The 20,314-nt window shown below is 66.5% G+C and carries 19 protein-coding genes and 1 riboswitch; of the genes, 4 read left to right on the forward strand and 15 right to left on the reverse strand.

All coding sequences use genetic code 11. From position 1 onward, the window contains the following. Positions 1 to 12 precede the first annotated feature (12 nt). From gcvT to fdxA, 10 genes are all read right to left on the reverse strand, one after another. Positions 13 to 1,152, reverse strand: a complete 1,140-nt coding sequence (gcvT, locus tag ACEL_RS09540) for a glycine cleavage system aminomethyltransferase GcvT (RefSeq protein WP_420794991.1) — start codon at positions 1,150 to 1,152, stop codon at positions 13 to 15. A gap of 145 nt (positions 1,153 to 1,297) precedes the next feature. Beyond that, positions 1,298 to 1,391: riboswitch (glycine riboswitch) on the reverse strand. 32 nt (positions 1,392 to 1,423) lie between these two features. Further along, positions 1,424 to 2,179, reverse strand: coding sequence for a gamma-glutamyl-gamma-aminobutyrate hydrolase family protein (locus ACEL_RS09545; RefSeq protein ID WP_011720683.1), 756 nt, complete (start codon positions 2,177 to 2,179; stop codon positions 1,424 to 1,426). 11 nt (positions 2,180 to 2,190) lie between these two features. After that, positions 2,191 to 2,958: a 3-oxoacyl-ACP reductase gene (locus ACEL_RS09550; RefSeq protein ID WP_011720684.1), complete on the reverse strand. Its 768-nt coding sequence runs from the start codon at positions 2,956 to 2,958 to the stop codon at positions 2,191 to 2,193. A 2-nt stretch (positions 2,959 to 2,960) separates the two neighbouring features. Further along, positions 2,961 to 4,322 carry an aldehyde dehydrogenase family protein gene (locus tag ACEL_RS09555; RefSeq protein WP_011720685.1) on the reverse strand — a complete coding sequence of 454 codons (1,362 nt, stop codon included), beginning with the start codon at positions 4,320 to 4,322 and terminating at the stop codon, positions 2,961 to 2,963. A gap of 60 nt (positions 4,323 to 4,382) precedes the next feature. Then, a complete protein-coding gene (locus tag ACEL_RS09560) occupies positions 4,383 to 5,723 on the reverse strand; it encodes a glutamine synthetase family protein (RefSeq protein WP_011720686.1) in 1,341 nt (446 codons plus the stop codon). 14 nt (positions 5,724 to 5,737) lie between these two features. Then, a complete protein-coding gene (locus tag ACEL_RS09565) occupies positions 5,738 to 6,496 on the reverse strand; it encodes a FadR/GntR family transcriptional regulator (protein ID WP_011720687.1) in 759 nt (252 codons plus the stop codon). Continuing rightward, positions 6,493 to 8,019 carry an amino acid permease gene (locus ACEL_RS09570; protein ID WP_041835073.1) on the reverse strand — a complete coding sequence of 509 codons (1,527 nt, stop codon included), beginning with the start codon at positions 8,017 to 8,019 and terminating at the stop codon, positions 6,493 to 6,495. Before ACEL_RS09570 ends, ACEL_RS09565 begins: the two co-directional genes overlap by 4 nt. 380 nt (positions 8,020 to 8,399) lie before the next feature. Next, positions 8,400 to 9,269 carry an N-acetylglucosamine kinase gene (locus ACEL_RS11615; RefSeq protein ID WP_011720689.1) on the reverse strand — a complete coding sequence of 290 codons (870 nt, stop codon included), beginning with the start codon at positions 9,267 to 9,269 and terminating at the stop codon, positions 8,400 to 8,402. 271 nt (positions 9,270 to 9,540) lie between these two features. Further along, complete coding sequence (gene dapC, locus ACEL_RS09580; protein ID WP_083760572.1) at positions 9,541 to 10,644, reverse strand: succinyldiaminopimelate transaminase; 1,104 nt, start codon at positions 10,642 to 10,644, stop codon at positions 9,541 to 9,543. Positions 10,645 to 10,646: 2 nt separating this feature from the next. After that, a complete protein-coding gene (gene fdxA / locus ACEL_RS09585) occupies positions 10,647 to 10,973 on the reverse strand; it encodes a ferredoxin (RefSeq protein WP_011720691.1) in 327 nt (108 codons plus the stop codon). Positions 10,974 to 11,124: 151 nt separating this feature from the next. On the opposite strand from fdxA, the gene ACEL_RS09590 reads away from it, so the two are divergent. After that, on the forward strand, positions 11,125 to 12,153 hold the full coding sequence (locus ACEL_RS09590) for a GNAT family N-acetyltransferase (RefSeq protein WP_169303209.1): 1,029 nt from the start codon (positions 11,125 to 11,127) through the stop codon (positions 12,151 to 12,153). Positions 12,154 to 12,245: 92 nt separating this feature from the next. After that, on the forward strand, positions 12,246 to 13,268 hold the full coding sequence (locus ACEL_RS09595; RefSeq protein WP_011720693.1) for a 4-hydroxy-3-methylbut-2-enyl diphosphate reductase: 1,023 nt from the start codon (positions 12,246 to 12,248) through the stop codon (positions 13,266 to 13,268). A gap of 166 nt (positions 13,269 to 13,434) precedes the next feature. On the opposite strand, the gene ACEL_RS09600 is transcribed toward ACEL_RS09595, so the two are convergent. Together ACEL_RS09600 and ACEL_RS09605 are read right to left on the reverse strand one after the other, a co-directional pair. Continuing rightward, on the reverse strand, positions 13,435 to 13,968 hold the full coding sequence (locus ACEL_RS09600) for a DUF6542 domain-containing protein (RefSeq protein ID WP_011720694.1): 534 nt from the start codon (positions 13,966 to 13,968) through the stop codon (positions 13,435 to 13,437). A gap of 100 nt (positions 13,969 to 14,068) precedes the next feature. After that, positions 14,069 to 15,385: a DNA recombination protein RmuC gene (locus tag ACEL_RS09605; RefSeq protein ID WP_041835075.1), complete on the reverse strand. Its 1,317-nt coding sequence runs from the start codon at positions 15,383 to 15,385 to the stop codon at positions 14,069 to 14,071. A 206-nt stretch (positions 15,386 to 15,591) separates the two neighbouring features. Between ACEL_RS09605 and ychF the strand changes: the two genes are divergently transcribed. Further along, entirely contained in the window at positions 15,592 to 16,683 is a 1,092-nt protein-coding gene (ychF, locus tag ACEL_RS09610; protein WP_041835076.1) for a redox-regulated ATPase YchF, read from the forward strand. 135 nt (positions 16,684 to 16,818) lie between these two features. On the opposite strand, the gene ACEL_RS09615 is transcribed toward ychF, so the two are convergent. Further along, positions 16,819 to 17,118, reverse strand: a complete 300-nt coding sequence (locus ACEL_RS09615) for a 4a-hydroxytetrahydrobiopterin dehydratase (RefSeq protein WP_011720697.1) — start codon at positions 17,116 to 17,118, stop codon at positions 16,819 to 16,821. A gap of 169 nt (positions 17,119 to 17,287) precedes the next feature. Here ACEL_RS09615 and ACEL_RS09620 point away from each other — a divergent pair, with 169 nt between their 5' ends. Continuing rightward, positions 17,288 to 17,686, forward strand: coding sequence for a (deoxy)nucleoside triphosphate pyrophosphohydrolase (locus tag ACEL_RS09620; RefSeq protein WP_011720698.1), 399 nt, complete (start codon positions 17,288 to 17,290; stop codon positions 17,684 to 17,686). Here ACEL_RS09620 and ACEL_RS09625 read toward each other — a convergent pair. Together ACEL_RS09625 and ACEL_RS09630 are read right to left on the reverse strand one after the other, a co-directional pair. Next, positions 17,683 to 18,465 carry a succinate dehydrogenase/fumarate reductase iron-sulfur subunit gene (locus ACEL_RS09625; protein WP_011720699.1) on the reverse strand — a complete coding sequence of 261 codons (783 nt, stop codon included), beginning with the start codon at positions 18,463 to 18,465 and terminating at the stop codon, positions 17,683 to 17,685. The genes ACEL_RS09620 and ACEL_RS09625 overlap by 4 nt on opposite strands. Next, on the reverse strand, positions 18,465 to 20,261 hold the full coding sequence (locus ACEL_RS09630) for a fumarate reductase/succinate dehydrogenase flavoprotein subunit (protein WP_011720700.1): 1,797 nt from the start codon (positions 20,259 to 20,261) through the stop codon (positions 18,465 to 18,467). Before ACEL_RS09630 ends, ACEL_RS09625 begins: the two co-directional genes overlap by 1 nt. Positions 20,262 to 20,314: the final 53 nt, after the last annotated feature.

The following is a 20,314-nucleotide window of genomic DNA, read 5'->3' on the forward strand; positions in this document are numbered from 1 at the left end:
TTCGGGACAGCGTCATTTCTTTCTTCGGTAAAACGGCAATTCCGTCACGGTCACCGCTTCGTACTTCCCACGGACGTCGACCAGCGCCGGCGTGTTCGGCGCCGCGTAATCCCGTCGGAGATATGCCATGGCGATGGCATACCCGAGTGTCGGGGACGGCGCCCCGCTGGTGACCTCCCCAATCCGCACCAGCCCGCGTTCGTCGTACACCGCATCACCGTGACGAGGCGCCCGCCGTCCGACGCCGGCCAGGCCGGCCAAAGTTTCGTCGGGAGGCTCGGCGGCATAGCGCATGAGCGCCGCTTTACCGACGAAGTTTGGTTTATCCAGGGCGACGACCCGGCCCAGACCGGCGTGGAAGGGAGTGCGGTCCCGGGAGAGCTCGCGGCCGTACAGCGGCATGCCCGCCTCCAACCGCAACGAATCCCGCGCCGCCAGTCCGCACGGCAGGACGCCGGCGTCCTGCCCGCGCTCGAGAATCGCCCGCCAGAGCGGCACGGGATCGTCGTCAAGGAAAATCTCAAAACCGTCTTCTCCGGTGTAACCGGTCCGCGCAACGAGTGCCCGCCGGCCGCACACGTCCGCCTCGGTCACGCGGTAATAGCGCAACTCCAGCACCTGTTCGTCGAGCAAGCCGCGAAGAATGTCGACCGCCTTGGGCCCTTGCAGCGCGACAAGGCACCACCGCGTTGTCTCGTCGCGAACCTCGACGTTGAATTCCGCGCAGCGGCGGCGGAGTTCGTCGACGACAACGGCCGTATTCGCAGCGTTGGCGACGACGAGAAAATCGGTCGGCGATATTCGGTAGACCACCAGGTCATCGACCACGCCGCCGTTCTCGTCGCACATCATGGTGTACTTCGCCCGGCCGACCGCAAGCGTGTCGAATTCCGAGACCAGAGCCGCGTCGAGCGCCGCACCCGCCTGCGCGCCACGCACCCGGATTTCCCCCATGTGGGAGAGATCGAACAGTCCGGCGGCCCGCCGCACCGCGTGGTGCTCGGCAAGTTCGCTGGTGTAGCGCAGAGGCATCCGCCAACCGGCGAAAACCGTGAAGGCGGCGCCAAGTGCCTGGTGCTCGGCTTCAAGAACGCTGTGACGGATTGGCGGCGGGTCGGACGGGCCTACCGGGTTTGCTGTTTCGCGCGTCACCGCAATTTCCGGCTCTGACACGGAGATCCCTCCCTCGGCGCCACGGCGCCTGCGTGGTCCCCTCTGTCACGAGCCTGAGAGCTTCACCGCGCCGCGCGGTTTGCCCCTTCGGCGGGTCACTGACGTGACCGCTTTCCAGAGTTGCCTCCCTCGGATGGTGCGGATGCCTGAGAGTTTCCGGGGGGTTGCTCCTTCGGCGCGCTCCGCTGGCGGCGAAGCGTCTCTCCCATCCGAGATCAACGGCTATTGGATTGTGCAGCAGTTCTGCCCGCTATGGTACGTCGTTTCCGGCAGACACCGTCACGCCGGCGCGGCCACGGTGATACTCGCGTGCGGCGGCGACGAACGCAAGAAACAGCCGAGGGTCGGTGTCCGCCTCCGGATGCCACTGCACCGCGATGCAGAACGGGTGATCGGGCTTCTCCAGCGCTTCAACCGTGCCGTCGTCCGCGAAAGCAGTTGCCTCAAACCCGGGATGGTCGGCCACGGCCTGATGATGTGACGTCGGCACCTCCGCACGCTCGCCGAGGACACGGGAAAGCCTGCTCTCGGGAACGATCCGCACCTCGTGCCGTCCGAACACCCCGGGCGCCGGGCCGTGACGCAGGTCGCCGAGCTTGTCCGGCAAATGCTGGACAAGGGAGCCGCCCGCGGCCACCGCCATCACCTGCATGCCACGGCAAATGCCGAGGATCGGCTGCTTGTGCTCCACGGCGTACGCCGCGGCGTCGAATTCCGTCGCCTCCCGTTCAGGCGTTGCCGGCCGGGTCGCCGGATGCGGCTCAGCGCCGTACCGCGCGGGATCGACATCCGGCCCGCCGGCAAGCACGATCCCATCGAGCCGTCGGAGCACACGGGGTGACACTCCGCCGGGTGGCAGGACGACGACGTCGGCGCCGGCGGCATGCAGGTGTTCCACGTAGGAACGAGGGAGTACGACCGACGGGACGTCCCGCCACGATCCGAACGACGCGGTTTCGTGGTAGGAGGTGACACCGATGAGCGGCCGAACCTCCGTCTCGGTCATGACGTCACCGTTCACAGCGGAGTCACGTACGCGGCGCTGATGCCGCCGTCGACGAGAAACGTCGAGGCGGTAATGAAGCTCGATTCATCGCTCGCCAGGAAGAGGACGGCGTTGGCGATCTCCTCCGGCTCGGCAAATCGGCCGATCGGCACGTGAACCAGCCGGCGGGCGGCCCGCTCCGGGTCCTTGGCGAAGAGTTCTTGCAGCAACGGCGTGTTGACCGGTCCGGGACAGAGTGCATTGACGCGGATGCCGTCGCGGGCAAATTGCACACCGAGCTCCCGGGACAGCGCGAGGACACCACCCTTGCTTGCCGTGTACGAGATCTGCGAGGTCGCCGATCCGAGAACCGCGACAAACGACGCCGTATTGATGATCGAACCAGATTTGCGGGCCAGCATGTACGGCAAGGCCGCCTTGCAGCAGAGATAGACGCTGGTGAGATTGGTCTCCTGAACCCGCCGCCAGGTCTCGAGGTCGGTCTGCAGGATCGAATCATCCTCCGGCGGCGAAATTCCCGCATTGTTGAACGCGATGTCCACCCGGCCGGTGATCCGATCGGCGGCGGCGAACAGGGCCTCCACCTGGTCGGCGTCGGTCACGTCGCAGTGCACGTAGCTTCCGTTGATTTCGTCAGCAACCGCCTTGCCGCGGTCGTCATCGATGTCACCGATGACGACGTGGGCGCCCTCCGCGGCGAGGAGCCGCGCGCTGGCCAGCCCAATGCCGCTGCACCCGCCGGTCACCACCGCAGTCTTTCCGCTCACCCTCCCGGCCATGGTCACTCCTCCGTTGCGATGAAAACGTTCTTGATCTCCGTGAAACTCTCCAACGCATGGGGCCCGAGCTCCCGCCCGAGTCCCGATTGCTTGAAACCACCGAACGGCGTGTTGTACCGCACCGAGGTGTTGGAATTGACCGACAGATTTCCGGACTCAACGCCGCGCGCTACGCGGAAGGCCCGGCCGACGTCGCGGGTCCAGATCGAGCCGGATAACCCGTACGCCGTGTCGTTCGCCATCCGGATCGCGTCGTCCTCATCATCGAACGGCAGGACGGCGACGACGGGCCCGAAAACTTCTTCCCGCCAGACGGGATCGTCGGTACCGGCGGGTGCCACCACCGTCGGCGGAAACCAGAATCCGGCTCCCGCAGGCGCCGTGCCGCGGAACAACACGTGATCCTCGACGACGAAGCGTGCGACGCGGTCGCGCTGCTGCGCGGAAATGAGTGGTCCCATCTCGGTCCGCTCGTCGCCGGGCGGCCCAACCACGACGCCGGCCACCGCTTTCTGGAACAGGGCGAGGAATTCGTCGTACACACGGCGCTGGACGAGAATCCGACTGCGGGCGCAGCAATCCTGGCCGGCATTGTCAAAGACCGCGTACGGCGCCGCCGCCGCCGCACGCTCGAGATCCGCGTCGGCAAAGACAATGTTTGCGCTCTTTCCGCCAAGCTCCAAGGTGATGCGCTTCACGCCGTCCGCGGCCAGCCGCATGATGCGCTTGCCCACCTCCGTCGAACCGGTGAAGCAGATCTTCCTGACCAGCGGGTGGCAGACCAACCGTTCGCCGGCCACCGAACCCTTGCCCGGCAGGACGGTGAAAACGCCTTCGGGGATTCCCGCCTCGAGCGCGAGTTCACCGAGCCGCAGCGCGGTCAGCGGCGTCAGTTCGGCGGGTTTGAGCACGACGGTATTGCCGGCGGCCAGCGCAGGGGCAAAGCCCCATGCGGCGATCGGCATCGGAAAGTTCCACGGAACGATGATTCCGACCACGCCGAGCGGCTCATGAAAAGTAACGTCAACGCCGCCTGCGACGGGAATCTGCTCACCGAGGAGCCGCTCCGGTGCACCGGCGTAGTAGGCAAGGACGTCGCGCACATTGGCGGCCTCGCCGAGCGCGTTGCGGATCGTATGACCGGCGTTGCGCACCTCCAGGCGGGCAAGTTCCTCCAGATGCCCGTCCACGACCTCCGCGAACCGGCGCAGCAACCGGCTGCGATCGGCGGGTGTCACCCGACGCCACTCGGCAAACGCACGAGAGGCGCGGGCGACAGCGGCATCCACCGCCTCTTCGTCGGCCGCCGGCACCGTGTCAATAACTTGTTCGGTCGCCGGGTCGATTACTGATATATCCGTCATCTAAGATTCAGCCTCCCAACTTACCGTGACGTCTCGCGGTTGCCGGAACGGCGCCGGCCGTCACAGCCGCTCGAAACCTCTGAACCGCTCCCAGTCGGTCACCGCCGCCTCAAATGCCGCGATTTCCACGTCCGCCGCGTGAACGTAATGGTCGACGACGTCGTCGCCGAAAATTTTCCGGGCCACCGAGGACGCAGCGAAGGTATTCCGCGCGTCCCGGAGCGTCGACGGCACCCGCGCCCGGCCAGCGGCATACGCGTTGCCTTCAAAAGCGGGCTCCAGCTCAAGTTGATGCTCGATCCCGTACAGGCCGCCGGCGAGCATCGCGGCCAGCGCGAGGTAGGGGTTGACGTCCCCGCCGGGGACGCGGTTCTCGATGCGCAGACCGGAGCCGTGGCCGACGGCCCGCAGGGCGCAGGTCCGGTTGTCCCACCCCCAGGCGATGGTCGTCGGAGCGAACGAACCTTCTTGGAAGCGCTTGTAGGAGTTGATGTTCGGAGCATACCAGAGCGTGAAATCCGCCAATGTCGCGAGAAGTCCTGCGACGAAATGCTCGAAGACCTTGCTGGGGCCGTGGTCCGCGGCAAAAACCGGATGATCGGCTTCATCACGCAGGCTCATGTGAATGTGACAGGAATTGCCTTCCCGTTCGTTGAACTTCGCCATGAACGTGATGGACTTGCCGTAGGCGGCCGCAATTTCCTTTGCGCCGTTCTTGTAGACGACGTGATTGTCGGCCGTCCGGAGCACATCGGCGTACCGGAATGCGATCTCGTGCTGGCCGAAGTTGCACTCCCCCTTGGCGCTCTCGACGCGCATGCCGGCTCCGGCCATTCCGTTGCGAATCGCACGGAGCAGGGTCTCGACTTCCGTCGTCCCGAGCATTGAGTAGTCGACGTTATACCGGTTCGCCGGTACCAGGTCACGGTAGCCTTTCCGCCAGGCAGTCGCGTAATCGTCGTTGAAGATGATGAATTCCAATTCAGTGCCGGCAACCGCGACGAAGCCGCGCTGCCGCGCCGCCTCGACCTGAGCGCGCAGGATCTGCCTCGGGGACTGCCGGACGGGCGTACCGTCGAGCCACGCGACGTCACACTGCACCATAGCGGTCGCCGGCAGCCAGGGAATAAGGCGCAGTGTCGACATGTCCGGCTGGAGAAGGAAATCGCCGTATCCCCGCTCCCAGGAGCTGATGTCATATCCGGAGACCGTGGTCATCTCGACATCAACGGCCAGCAGATAGTTGCACCCCTCGGTGCCGTGCCCGGCCACTTCGTCGAGAAAGAAATCGGCGTGCACCCGCTTGCCCTGCAGTCGTCCCTGCATATCGGTGAAAACGACGAGGACGGTATCGACCGTTCCGTCCGCAACCAGTCGCTGCAACTCGTCAATGGTCAGCACCCAATGCTCCCTTCTCAGCCCAATAGTCCTCGTAGGAGTGCGGACGTTGCGGCGCAGTGCTCCTCCATCGCGCGACGCGCGCCGGGCGCATCGCCGGCCAGGATCGCGTTGACGATCCTGGAGTGCTGCGCGTGAGAGTGTGCGATGTTGCGCTGTAACACGGGAATCGAGGTCAGCATTTCGTGCAGGAGAATCTGCACCTCGGTCACCGCATCGACGAGCATCCGGGATCCGGACAACGTCGCGATGGTCAAGTGGAGCCGGGAATCGGCCGTCCGATGACTCGCATCGTCCGGAGCGTTGCTGACCCGCTCCAGCGCGGCGACCAGTGCTGCGCGTTGATCAGCGCTCAAATCCCGGCGGGCGGCCAAGTACGCCGCGCCAGGCTCCACCACGGCACGAAAATCGAGGGCGTCACGCAATTCAGCGCCCCGACGGCGCAATGCCTGGGTGCCGCGCGGCGGCGGCGGCCCGGAGTAGGTGACGACGGCTCCGCCACCGCGGCCGCGATGCACCTCGATCATGCCCGCCTCCCGCAGGGCTCCGATCGCCTCGCGAAGAGTGGCCCTGCTGACCCGAAGCCGAGCGGCGAGCTCCCGTTCGGGCGGGAGCCGCTCGCCGGTCCGGAAAACCCCAAGCCGTAGCGCGTTGGCCAACCGTTCCACCGTTGATTCGAAGGTGTTGCGGTTGTGCACCGGCCGGAGGATGACGTCGGTGAGGGAGAGCTCACCGTCGAGTTCTCCCTCACCGAGACGCTCGCGCTCGCGGATCAAGCCTCCTCCCCGAGGATTTCTTCCTCCGACTTCGTCAGGTGTTCGCTGCGGCCCCGCATGAAGTAGTGGCGACCCTTGAGCCGCCAGGTGACCCAGGAGAAGAGTGCCACAATGGCAACGGCGATCGGGGCGTAATTGAACGAATTCACTGTGATCGGTTTCGTCGGCGGCAGCATGAACAGGATGATGATGAACGCGACCCAGATGACGGCCAGCCAACCGACCAACGGGCTCCACCGACCGAGATTCCACGGCCCGGGCTCGAAGTTGGGATTGAGCCGCCGCAGGAGCACCGGGGTCACATACCCGATGTACAGGCCGATGACCGCAATCGACGTGCACGCCAAGTACGCCGTTGTGCTGAAGAGTGCGGGGGCGGCGAGAATTGCCGAGCAGGCCCAGCAGAGCCAGATGGAGTTGGTCGGCGTGCCGGTCCGCGGATTCACCTTCGACCAGACCCGGGAGAACGGAAGTGCGTTATCGCGGCTGAACGCGAACGCCATCCGGGAGTTTGCGGTTACCGAGGCCATACCGCAGAAGAATTGCGCCATCGCAGCAATGAAGAGCAGGAAAACTCCGGTGTTCTGGCCGACCGCGTCGATGTAGATCTGGGCCGGCGGCAGACCGGTCGCCGTCTTCATCTCGGCTTCGTAATTCTGGATCGCCGCCGTCGTCGCCACGAGAAGCACCCACCCTCCGAGAATCGACACCCAGATGCTGTGAATGATTCCCTTCGCGGCGGCACGGGCGGCATTTCTGGTCTCCTCGGACACGTGCGCGGACGCGTCGAAACCGGTGTAGGTGTACTGCGCCATGAGGAGGCCGATGAGGAAGACGTAAATCGGTACGCCCCAACCGGAGTAGTTCTTGAACGCCGTGAACGTCCACGAGAGCGACTGGTGGTGTTTGGGTACGAAAGCGAGAACCGCAGCGATGATGGCGGCGCCGAAAACATGCCACCATGCGCTGACGTTGAGCAGGAGCCGCACCAGGTCCACGCCAAACGTGTTCAACAGGCCGTGCAAGGTGAGGATGATGAGAAAGGTGATGTACGTGCGCGTCTGCGTTACTTCCAGTCCCGTTGTCAAATTGAAGAACGCCAACCAGGTCGTCGCGCAGCCGTAGTCGATCGCCGCGGTCACCGCGAATTCCCCGAGGAAGTTGTACCAACCGGTGAACCAGGCCCATTGCCGCTTGTTCTTACGCGCAAGCCGTGCCGCCCAGAAGTACAGTCCTCCCGCTGTGGGATACGCCGAACAGATTTCAGCCATGCCCATTCCGACCAGGAGAACGAAGACACCGACGAGCGGCCAACCGATGCTGATGGCGATCGGGCCGCCGGAAACCATGGCGATCCCGTACGACGTGATCGCACCGGCAAGGATTGAGATGATGGAAAACGAGATGGCGAAGTTCGAGAAACCGCTCAACCGACGGTGCAATTCCTGTTTGTACCCCAGCTCGGCGAGCCGCCTGGCATCGTCGTCGAGCTCGATTGCGCTGCGTACCTCGCTCACGCCCACCTCCGGATGGGTTACGCCCGATTGCCCGGGCGAATGGTCTTGTGGTGTGCCATAACTCACACACGCCGAGTTGGGCAGGATCGTACTTCGCGCGTGACTGACCCGTCAATGGTCTGATACTGATCCGTTATTTTTCGGCTGGACGCCCACGTGTCGGGGTCAGCGTGGCGGTGTCGGGAGGTCGCGGTAGTCGGCGGTGAGCCACAATCCCCACAGAGTCCCCAAATGGCGGCGAAACTACGGGCGACCGGCCGGCTGCCGGCACCAACGACCGGTCACCGGCGGGCGTCCGCGGGCACCGAGCACGGTCCGTAATGGTCTGGAAACATACCGGATGTTCGGTGCGAGCGACTCGGCGACGATCCGGGCGTTTGCAGCGGTCAGGATCGGAAACCCATCTCGCGCTGCGTCCGCGGCCGGCTCGCCAGGAAGACCGCCCCAACGACGGGCGGAGACGCAACGTCCACCGCACCGGTGGCCGCAACGAAGCGCTGACGAATCCGCGGGTGGTCGAAGACCGCGCCGTACATCGCAACCGGCAACTCGCCGAGGCGGGCGGTGATGGCCCGAACGTGTGCGATGAGGTCGTCGGCGGCTTCGTCGAGAATCTCCGCGACGATGGGATCGGCATCCAGCGCCATGACCGTCGTCGCGACCCGGGCCACCACCCCGGGATCGGCTGCATTCTCGGTAACCCGCATCATCACGGTCTCAAGGTCGGCGCCATACGCTTCGCTGATAGCCCGCTCAAGCGCATGGGACTTCGGTCCTCGACCATCGAGTGACCGCATCGCCCGGCGAAGCGCCTGCGACGCGATCCAGTAGTGACTCCCCTCGTCGCCGATGACATGCCCAAAACCACCGGCGCGGGCCACCCGGCCGGCGGCGTCCCGCCCAAACGAATTCGACCCGGTATGTGCAATGACGACAATGCCGGGTCCGCCGTTGAAGGCGCCAAGTTGCGCCACCTCCGTGTCGTCACCGACCACCGTGGTGACGCCCGTCTTCGCCCGCAGCTGCATCTCGAGCAGCTGGGCTTCCCGCTGGCTTCGCAGGCCGGCCAGGCCGAGTCCCGCCGCGCCCGCGCCTGACTCCTTAATCAACTTGGCAAGCCGGTCGAATGCCGATGCATCCAGCAGCACGTTCAGTGGTCCCTCGGTGAAACGGGCCACCACCTCGCCGTCCTCGACGAGGACGGCCTGCGTGCCTACCCCGGTCGCCTCGACACCAAGGATGGAAACGCTGCTCATGATCGCTCCCCGGTTGGCAACGCCGTCGCGCGATTGCAAACGGCCACTATCTCCTCGGCGTTTTCCCGTCGGTGGGTTAGTGGTCTGTACCGATCCGCAACACACCACCGGCCGGACGCCGCCCCCGGTCGGACGCCGCCCAGCGCGCCCGCGCTCGCGCCCTCGGCCCGAACCGACTGCCGGCCCAGCCAGAGCGGCCTCCGCCCACCGCACCCAGCCCGGACCGCGCCCACCGCGCCCGGCTCGGCCGAACCGGCCTGCGCCTGCCCGCCTACCCGGCCGCACCGAGGCGCTGGACCGCAGCGGCGATCCGTTCGTCGGTCGCAGTGAGCGCGACGCGGACGTGGCGGCGGCCGGCCGGCCCATAGAACGCGCCGGGAGCGACGAGAATCCCGCGCTCGGCGAACCACTCGACCGTCCGCCAGCACTCTTCTCCCCGCGTCACCCACAAATAGAGCCCACCCTCGGAGTGCTCGACGGTCATGCCGGCCGCCTCAAGGGCCTGCCACAGGGCCGCGCGGCGTCGCCGGTACCGCAGGCGCTGCTCGTCGACATGCGTGTCATCGCGCAGGGCGGCCGCCATCGCAGCCTGCACCGGGGCCGGAACCATCATCCCGGCGTGTTTGCGCACCTCCAGCAGCCGCCCGACCAACTGTGGATCACCAGCAACGAAACCCGCCCGGTAACCGGCCATATTGGACCGCTTCGACAACGAATGCACAGCAAGAATTCCGTCTGGACGTCCGCCGCAGACGTCGGGGTGCAGGATCGATGTCGGCGGTATTTCGGCGTCCCAGCCAAATTCGATGTAACACTCATCGCTGACCACAATGGTGCCCCGCTCCCGGCACCAGTCGACTATTTTCCGCAGATGTACGGCGGGCAGCACACGGCCGGTGGGATTTGCCGGCGAATTCACCCAGAGCAGCGCGAGCCGCGCCGGCCCCACATCCACCGTTCCGTCAACGGCGACCGGTTGCGCGCCGGCAAGCTGCGCGCCGACGGCGTACGTCGGATACGCAAGTGCAGGGATTCCGACGCGGTCCCCCGGTCCGGCGCCCAGCAACATCGGCAGCCATGCAATGAATTCTTTTGCTCCGATGAGCGGCAGGACAGCCGCCGGATCCGCGTGACATACACCAAGCCGTCGCGCCATCCATTCGGCGGCTGCTTCCCGGAGAGCCGTCGTGCCGTAAGTAGCCGGATAACCGGGTGAGTCGCCGGCCTCGGCGAGAGCGGTCCGGACGACGGCCGGCACCGGGTCGACAGGGGTGCCTACCGAAAGGTCGACGACACCGTCCGGGTGCCCGCGCGCCCGGTCAGCGTACGGCGCGAGCGTGTCCCACGGGAAATCCGGCAGGTCGAGACGTCGCAGGGTCAGCCCGCCTCACCCTGCGGGGGCAGCGCAGCGACGATCGGATGGTCGTGATCAATGACGCCGACTTTCGAGGCACCGCCGGGTGAACCGAGGTCCTCGAAGAATTCGACGTTCACCTTGTAGTAGTCCTTCCACTGGTCGGGAAGGTCGTCCTCGTAAAAGATCGCTTCAACCGGGCAGACGGGCTCGCATGCACCGCAGTCGACGCATTCGTCGGGGTGGATGTACAGCATGCGCTGCCCCTCGTAAATGCAGTCGACCGGGCATTCGTCGACGCACGCCCGGTCTTTCACGTCGACGCAAGGCTGGGCGATGATGTACGTCACCGCAATTCCTCCTGACCTAGCCCGCCTGCCGGTTCGCCATGTCGTCGAACCGGCCGCCTCTTCGGCGACAGACGCCCGCCACCCGTTCCGGCCACGTCTCCGGAGACAGGGCGCAACCGCGCGGCAGGCGACGGCACCTAGTATGCACGGCGTGAGCGAGCCAGCCGGCGCCGGTTCGCCGCTGCAACCCACCGACGTCGGATCCCGGGTCAGCATCCGCTTTCGCCGGGACGACGGCCTGCTGGCTGATGTGGTCGGCGATCTCGTCGCGCTTGACGACACCGAGCTGCGGCTCCGGCGTCGCGACGGGGCGGTGATCACTGTGCCGAGGACGCTGGTGCTGGCAACCCGCCGGGTGCCGGCGAGCATGCGCGACATCCTTGCGCTCGAGGAACTCAGCGGTCGGACCTGGCCGGCCCGCCACGAGACCTGGCTCGGCCGCTGGTGGTTGCGGGCAGCCGGCGGTTTCAGCGCACGGGCGGACGCGTCGCGCCTGCTCGGCGACCCGGACCGGCCGGTGGCGGAAGCGTTCGACGCCGTACGGGCCTGGTACCGGGATCACGGAGTGGAGCCGCAACTGCGGCTCGTGGCGGGGAGCCGGTTCGAGGCGGCTGCGGCCGCTGCGGGTTTTCGGCCGGCGACGACGATCCTCGTCCTCGCCGCGCCGATCGCGAGGGTCCGGAGCCGGATCGCGGAACGTTCCGCCCGCTTCGGCGGCTGGGCGGAGCCGGACGCGGGCGGGCGCGTCGGCGTGGTTCGCACAGCCGTCGTGCGGCTCGAGTCTCGACCGTGGCCCGGCTGGCTCGCGATGTTCAGGGGCGGCACGGCGTCGCATGCTGCTGACCTGCTCGCCACCCCTCGTCAGGTGGTATTCGCCGCGGTCGAGCACGCCGGCGACGTGCTGGCGATTGGACGCGGCGCACGGGACGAGGACTGGGTGGAGCTCAGTGCCGTTGAGGTTCGGCCCACCGCTCGACGTCAAGGTCTCGCACACCGGATCATCGATGCGATCCTCGGATGGGCCGGCGGTCTCGGCGCATTGCGGGTCTTTCTCGAAGTTGCCGAAGCCAACGGCCCGGCCCGCTCGCTGTACGCCCAACTCGGGTTCACCGAACATCACCGGTACCGGTGGTGGAGACCGGCCGAGGGCGCGGACCAGCCGAAGATCGACGCCGGGTGAGCCCCCGACCGCCCGGCGGGAAGCCGAGGCCGCCGGCGACGGGAGATCGAACAGCCGAGATACCGCTGCGGCCGAGCGCCTAGGATGGGGGCGTGACCGAAGCTCCCCCGCTGCCCAAGCGCCGTGTCCTGCTCGCCCAGCCCCGCGGCTACTGCGCGGGTGTCGAGCGGGCGGTGGACACCGTGGAGAAGGCCCTCGAGTTGTACGGCCCGCCGGTGTACGTGCGCAAGCAGATCGTGCACAACAAGCACGTGGTCGCCGAGCTGGAAGCAAAGGGTGCGATTTTCGTTGAGGAAGCGGACGAAGTGCCCGAGGGGTCCATCGTCGTCCTCTCCGCGCACGGCGTAGCGCCCAGCGTGTACGAGCAGGCACGGCAGCGCCGGCTCAAGACGATCGATGCGACCTGCCCGCTCGTCACCAAGGTGCACCAGGAGGCGCGCCGCTTTGCCGAGCAGGGGTTGGAAATTCTGCTGATCGGGCACGCCAATCACGAGGAAGTCGTTGGGACGACGGGCGAGGCGCCGTCGAGCATCACCCTCGTCGACGGTCCGGAGGAAGCCGAGCACGTCCAGGTGAAGGATCCGTCCCGAGTCGCCTGGTTGTCTCAAACGACACTCTCGGTGGACGAAACTCTCCAGACGGTTGAGGTGCTGCGCCGGCGCTTTCCGCAACTCATCGACCCGCCAAGCGATGACATCTGCTACGCCACGCAGAACCGACAGGCCGCGGTGAAGCGAATCGCGGCAATCGCGGATCTCGTCATCGTCGTGGGGTCGCGGAATTCGTCGAATTCCGCGCGCTTGGTCGAAGTGGCTCTGGACAGTGGGGCAAAAGCCAGTTACCTCGTCGACGACGCCAGTGAGATTGACGAACGCTGGCTGGACGGCGTCTGGACCGTCGGCGTCACGAGCGGGGCGTCGGTACCCGAATCACTCGTGACCGGCGTTCTGGCGTGGCTTGCCGAGCGAGGCTTCGACACCGTGGAAGAAATTGACGCCGAGCGGGAAACGTTGGTCTTCGCTCTGCCGCCTGAGCTGCGCCGCGAATTGAAGGCACGCGGCGAGCCGCTCACCCGGAGTGCAACCGCCGGCGACCGGATGAACGCTGACCGCTAAGTAATTACGCGGCGATCCCGGCGTCCGCAGGCAACCCGGAGGCTTGTGTGACCCCGGTGTATCCGGGCGACCCCGGGCCCGCTAACAACCCCGAGGCCGGCGCGATCCCGGCGCCCGCCCGATACGGGCGTCGGCACGCTTCCGGCCCGCTTCAGGCCCCGGGGCCCTATCGTCTGGACCGTCGTGACCGACCCGCGCGGCGCCACACCGCGACGACGCCTGCTGCTGCGGTGCCCGCCCAGATCGCGGGTGCGCCTGTGACAAACGCGTCTGCCAGATACACGACCTCGCGGCTGGCAAGGCCGCCGGCGAATCGGCCGGCATCGATGAAACTGATCAAGAGCAGCGCGACGCAGTAGACGATCGGCGGAGCAATCACGGTGGTGGCGAGATCGCGACGTCGGACCAGCGCTGCGCAGACCGCTGCGACAACGGTGAAGACGAGCCCGAAGAGACCGGTACGGTGCCCGGCGAGACCGATTCCGACCAGGCCGGCAAGCACCGTTGCGCCGGTGAGAAGCAGCACGGCACCCCGACCAGTGAGCCGGCCCCGGACCGGATGCGCCCGATACTCGTGCACCCGGGCAGCAGCCGTCGCGGCAGGCACCCTCCCGCCGGAGCCGCGATCGACGTCCGCGAATGCCTGCGCCGACCGGCCGTCCGGTCGCGGTTGCTGCGCGGCGTACCAGCTCTGCCCCACACCGCGATGCTACGGGTGAACTCGTGCGCCGGCGACGCCGCGACACCGAGGGTCGGCACCCGAGCGCGGGGACGCAGCGCGTCCCGCTCGGTGAGCCGGGCTAACCGGTGTCGCGCTCCGGCAGCGAGACGAGCGTCTCGTCAGCCGATGCGACGAGTTCGGCGGCTTGAACCCGTCGAGGCGTCACCTCGACCTGGCGCGGCGACTCCAGGTCGTCAGCGGTCACCTTCAGATCAGCGAGGCGCCGGGCCGTCACGAGAACCCGGCTCTCCAGGGACGCCACGGCATCGTTGTAACTGCGGACCGCCGAGCCGAGCCGTTCGCCCAGCTTGTTTACGTGGCCGCCCAGCGTCGCGAGGCGCGAGTAAAGGCTGCGGGCCAGGTCGAGCACCTGCTGGGCATTGGCCGCTAACGCCTCCTGCCGCCACGTGTACGCCACGGTACGCAGCATGAGCACGAGAGTGGTCGGCGTTGCGACGATGACATTGCGCTCCATCGCGTATTGCAGCAGATCCGGATCGGTCTCCAGTGCGGCTGACAAAAAAGCCTCAGCGGGAACGAACAGCACGACGAATTCTGGCGTATTCGGGACGGCGGCCCAATACGCCTTTGAGGCCAGATGGTCGATGTGCTGCCGCAGATGCCGCGCGTGCCGGCGAACGTGTTCATCACGCGTCGCAGGGTCCGATGCAGCCATTGCGTCGAGGAAGCCGACAAGCGGCACCTTGGCATCGACGACGACGTGCTTGCCGCCCGGCAGCCGGACAATCATGTCCGGCCGAAGCCGGGCGTCCTCGGCGTCCGTGGTCGCCTGTTCGACGAAGTCGCAGTGCTCGAGCATGCCGGCGAACTCGACCACCCGCCGCAGCTGGTACTCACCCCATGCGCCCCGGGCTTGCGGCGCGCGCAATGCCTGGACCAGTTGCTGGGTCTCCAGCCGCAGCTGCTCGGAGGTCTTTCCCATCGACTCGACCTGCTGCCGTAACGCGCCGTACGCGTCGGCCCGCTCCTTCTCGACCTGCTCAATCTGCTGCTCGACCTTCGCGAGCGACTCACGCAGTGGGGCGAGCAGAGCCTCGATCGCCTGCTGACGCTTCGCGAGGTCGCCCTCGGCGGCAGTGGTGATCTGCTTCAACGTCTCCGTGGCCAGGTCGACGAATGCCCGGCTGTTGCGGTGCAGCGCCTCAGAGGAGAGGGCAGCGAACATCTCCCGTAGTTGCTCCTGGGTGAGTCTCGCGGACTCAATCTGCTGCGCCGCAGCCCGCCGCTCCGCCTCGACCTGGCGTTCGGCCGCCGCGCGTGTTGCGTCGAGTTCCGCGGTGGCAGCGGCAAGACGGGCCCCGATCCGAGCATGGGCGATCAAATATCCCAGCAGGACGCCGACAAGGAGCCCAATGAGGAGTGTTGCGAGGACCATGACGGGTATGGTGGCAGACCCGACCGACAAAACAGCGCTCCGCGCCGAAGCAAGGCGGTCTGCTCTCGACTGGCAGCCGCGACGAACCACACGCTGAGCCGGCGGGTGCCCGGGGCCGGCTGGGGCCCGCCTGCCGCTCTCCGCGGGCGGCGCGAACGCACACGCTGTGCCGCCGGGTGCGTCCGCGACCGTTAGGCTCACCTGTTGTGGCTCTGTCGATCGGAATTGTCGGTCTGCCGAACGTCGGGAAATCGACCCTGTTCAACGCGCTGACGAAGAACGACGTCCTGGCGGCGAACTACCCGTTCGCGACGATCGATCCAAACGTCGGCGTGGTCGGCGTCCCCGATCCTCGGCTCGACGTCCTCGCTCGAATGTTCGGTTCCGCGCGGATCGTCCCGGCAACGGTGACGTTCGTCGACATCGCGGGTCTGGTGCGCGGGGCATCGCAAGGGCAAGGACTCGGCAACAAGTTTCTCGCCCACATCCGGGAAACCGACGCGATTTGCCAAGTCGTCCGGGTCTTCACCGATTCCGATGTCGCGCACGTCGCGGGCCGTGTCGACCCCGCCGACGACATTGAGGTCGTCAACACCGAGCTGGTGCTCGCCGACCTGCAGACCCTGGAGAAAGTTTTGCCCCGCCTGGAGAAAGAGGTGCGACTGGGCGGCACGGGACCCGCGGCGAAAGCGCGGGCAGAGGCCCTGGACGCGGCCCGGGCGGCGTACGAGGTCCTGAATTCCGGCAAGACGGTCTTCTCCGCGGGGATTGACACGACCGCGCTGCGCGACGTGCACCTGTTGACCGCAAAACCGTTTCTGTACGTTTTCAACGTCGACGAAACCGAAATCACCAACGACCGCCTGAAAGCACGGTTACAGGAATTGGTCGCCCCCGCGCCCGCAATTTTTCTCGATGCGAAATTGGAAGCCGAACTTGCCGATCTCAGCGAAGAAGACGCCCGCGAACTGCTCGCGTCGATCGGCCAGCGGGAATCCGGCTTGGCCATCCTTGCGCGGACCGGTTTCGACGTCCTCGGCTTGCAGACCTTCTTGACCGCAGGGCCAAAGGAAACCCGGGCATGGACGATCCGCAAGGGGGCGACCGCCCCCGAAGCCGCGGGAGTCATCCACTCGGATTTTCAGCGCGGCTTCATCAAGGCGGAGGTGGTCAGTTACGACGACCTGGTCGCCGCCGGTTCACTCGCGCAGGCACGGGCGCAAGGAAAGGTGCGGATCGAGGGCCGGGATTACGTCATGCAGGACGGCGACGTCGTCGAATTTCGATTCAACGTGTGACACCGCGATGATGCGCCGCCCGCCGCACGCCGTCACCGCCCGCCGTATCGCCGCAGTCGTGACGCCCCGGCAGAAGCCGTCGACTGACGCACGTAGGCTCCTGCGCCGGCCCTGCCGCACCCTGGGACCGGATCGCTATCGCGCACCCATTGCCTGAACGAGGTCATTGATTCGCCGGGCCAGGTTGAGGTCCAGCTCGGTGACGCCTCCCTTGGAGTGTGTCGCACAGGTAAAGGTGATGGAGGTCCAGCGGATGTCAATGTCGGGATGATGGTCGAGGGACTCCGCGACCTCCGCAACCGCATCCACCAGGCGAATTCCGGCGGGAAAGCTCTCCGCCTTGACGGTGCGGCTGATTGCCTTCCCGTTACCATGCCACCCCTCGAGTCCGGCGAGGGCCTCGGCCACTTGCGCATCGCTGAGAAGTTCTGCCATACCTTCACCGTGACCTCCGCCGCGCGCCGCGTCAACTCCGATGCGTGGCTGGCCGCGTGCGGCGGCGCGTCACGTCCGACGCTCGCCGCGCGCCGCGTCAACTCCGATGCGTGGCCGGGCGCGTGCGGTGGCACCCGCGCTCGCAACGACAGCTGGGAGACTGCAGAGCGTGACCAGCATCATCGTCGGTGCCGCCATCATCCAGGAAGGCCGGCTCCTCGCGGCGTGCCGTGCCGATCCGCCGGAACTCGCCGGGTGGTGGGAGCTGCCCGGCGGCAAGGTCGAGGACGGCGAGGAGGAGGCTGACGCGATCCGCCGCGAGTGCCGCGAAGAACTCGACGTTGACGTCGCGCCGTTGCACCGGCTCGGTGAATGGCCCATCGACGCCGACCGGCGGCTGCGGGTCTGGACGGCCCGGTTACGTGACGGAGCTCCGCGGGCGGTAACGCATCGGGAGGTGCGATGGCTTGCCGCCGAGGAGCTGTACAGCGTTGCCTGGCTGCCGGCTGACCTGCCGGTCATCGGCGTACTCGACGCTCAGCTGCGCAACGGCCGGCGCGGACCTTAGCCTGCGTCGCGGGCAGCGGGACGCCGCGGTTGCTCCGGGCTGCGGACCTTCCGGAACAACCGGGTCACCGGGTCGTAATGGGTGTCGACGACCCGCTCCTTCATCGGAATGATCGCATTATCGGTGATTTTGATGCCCTCGGGACAGACTTCCGTGCAGCATTTCGTGATGTTGCAGAAGCCGATCCCGTGCTCCTCCCGCAACTGCTGCTTGCGGTCGAGGGTGTCCAGCGGGTGCATGTCCAACTCCGCATACCGGATGAAAAACCGCGGCCCGGCAAAGCGCGGCTTGTTCTCCTCGTGGTCGCGGATAACATGGCAGACGTCCTGGCAGAGGAAGCATTCGATGCACTTGCGGAATTCCTGCGACCGCTCGACGTCCACCTGCTGCATGCGGTACTCACCCGGCGCGAGATCAGCCGGCGGCGTGAACGGCGGAACGCTCTTCGCTTTCTCGTAATTGAACGACACGTCGGTGACGAGGTCCCGGATCACCGGGAAGGTGCGCATCGGCGTCACCGTGATGGTCTCCTGCGGATCGAAGAGCGAGAGGCGGGTCATGCACATCAGGCGCGGCTTGCCGTTGATCTCCGCACTGCACGACCCGCACTTCCCGGCCTTGCAATTCCACCGCACCGCAAGGTCGCCTGCCTGCGTCGCCTGCAGCCGGTGGATGGCGTCGAGCACGACTTCGCCCTCTTCGACCGGGACGGTGAAGTCAACGAGCCTTCCGCCGTTCTCATCCCCTCGCCACACCCGAAGCTTGAGGTCGTAGCCCATCAGTGGTTCTCCTCGAAGAGTTTCTTCAGCTCATCCGGCATTTCCGGCAGCGGCTGCTGATACACCTCGACGTGGTCGCCCGCCCATCGGCAGCAGACGTTCCGCTTCCCCCACTCCGGGTCGCTGGCCGGATAATCGTCCCTCGTGTGACCGCCGCGGCTCTCCTTGCGTTCCAGAGCCGCACGCGCGATCGATTCCGAGACCATCAGCATGTTCCGCAAATCCAGCGCGAGATGCCATCCGGGGTTGTACTGCCGATTCCCCTCGACAGACACCCGGGCGAGCCGCTCCCGGTATTCCGCAATCTTCTCCAGGGCCTGCTTCATCTCATCGGCGACCCGGATGATGCCGACCAAGCTGTGCATCGTTTCCTGCAGCTCCCGCTGCAAGGTGTAGGGATTCTCGCCCCCGTCGCGCATGAACGGCGCCAGCGCCTCCTGCTCAGCGTCCCGGATATCCGCCTCATCGATCCGCGGGCGGCTCGCTTGACCGCGGGCGTACTCGGCGGCGTACTCGCCGGCCCGTTTGCCGAAGACCAGGAGGTCAGAGAGCGAGTTGCCGCCGAGGCGGTTCGCGCCGTGCATTCCGCCCGCCACCTCGCCGGCTGCGAACAGCCCCGGCACTTTCGACATCGCCGAATCGGCATCGACCTCGACGCCGCCCATGACGTAATGGCAGGTCGGTGCGATCTCCATCGGTTCCTTCGTGATGTCGACGTCGGCAAGTTCCTTGAATTGGTGGTACATCGACGGCAGCCGCTTCTTGATGAATTCCGGGCTGCGCCGGGAGGCGATGTCCAGATACACGCCGCCGTGCGGTGACCCTCGTCCTGCCTTCACCTCCGCATTGATGGCCCGGGCCACCTCGTCCCGAGGCAGCAGTTCCGGCGGGCGGCGGTTGTTGATGTGATCGTCGTACCACCGATCCGCCTCTTCCTCGGTGTCCGCCGTCTCGGCCTTGAAATAGTCGGAGATGTAATCAAACATGAAGCGGCGGCCGGCCGCGTTGCGGAGCACGCCCCCGTCGCCGCGCACGCTCTCCGTCACGAGAATTCCACGCACCGACGGCGGCCAGAGCATTCCGGTCGGATGAAATTGCACGAATTCCATGTTGATGAGCGGAGCGCCGGCTGCCATCGCCATCGCGTGACCGTCGCCGGTGTACTCCCACGAATTCGACGTGACCTTGAACGACTTGCCGATGCCGCCGGTGGCGAGGACCACGGCGGGCGCCTCGAAGACGATGAATCGGCCGGATTCGCGCCAATACCCGAACGCGCCGGCGATGCGGTCGCCGTCCAGCAACAGCCGCGTGATCGTGCACTCCATGAAGACGTCGATGCCGAGCGCAACCACCCGCTGCTGAAGGGTGCGGATCATCTCCAGCCCGGTGCGGTCGCCGACGTGCGCCAACCGCGCGTACCGGTGGCCGCCGAAATCCCGCTGGGAAATCTTGCCGTCCGGTGTCCGGTCGAAGAGCGCGCCCCAGCTCTCCAGTTCCCAGACGCGCTCCGGGGCCTCCTGCGCGTGCAGTTGGGCCATCCGCCAGTTGTTGAGCATCTTGCCGCCGCGCATGGTGTCGCGGAAATGCACCTGCCAGTTGTCTTCCGGCCACACGTTGCCCATCGCGGCGGCAATACCGCCCTCGGCCATCACGGTGTGCGCCTTGCCGAGGAGCGACTTGCAGACCACCGCCGTCCGCGCACCTTTGTCGTGCGCGCCGATCGCGGCACGCAGCCCCGCTCCCCCGGCGCCGACGATGACCACGTCGTACTGATGCCGCTCGATCTCCGTCATCGCCTCACCCGCTTGCCGTCCTTGCGTCGAATTCCCATATCGTGGTCGCTACC

Source organism: Acidothermus cellulolyticus 11B (assembly GCF_000015025.1).
GTDB classification, from domain to species: domain Bacteria; phylum Actinomycetota; class Actinomycetes; order Acidothermales; family Acidothermaceae; genus Acidothermus; species Acidothermus cellulolyticus.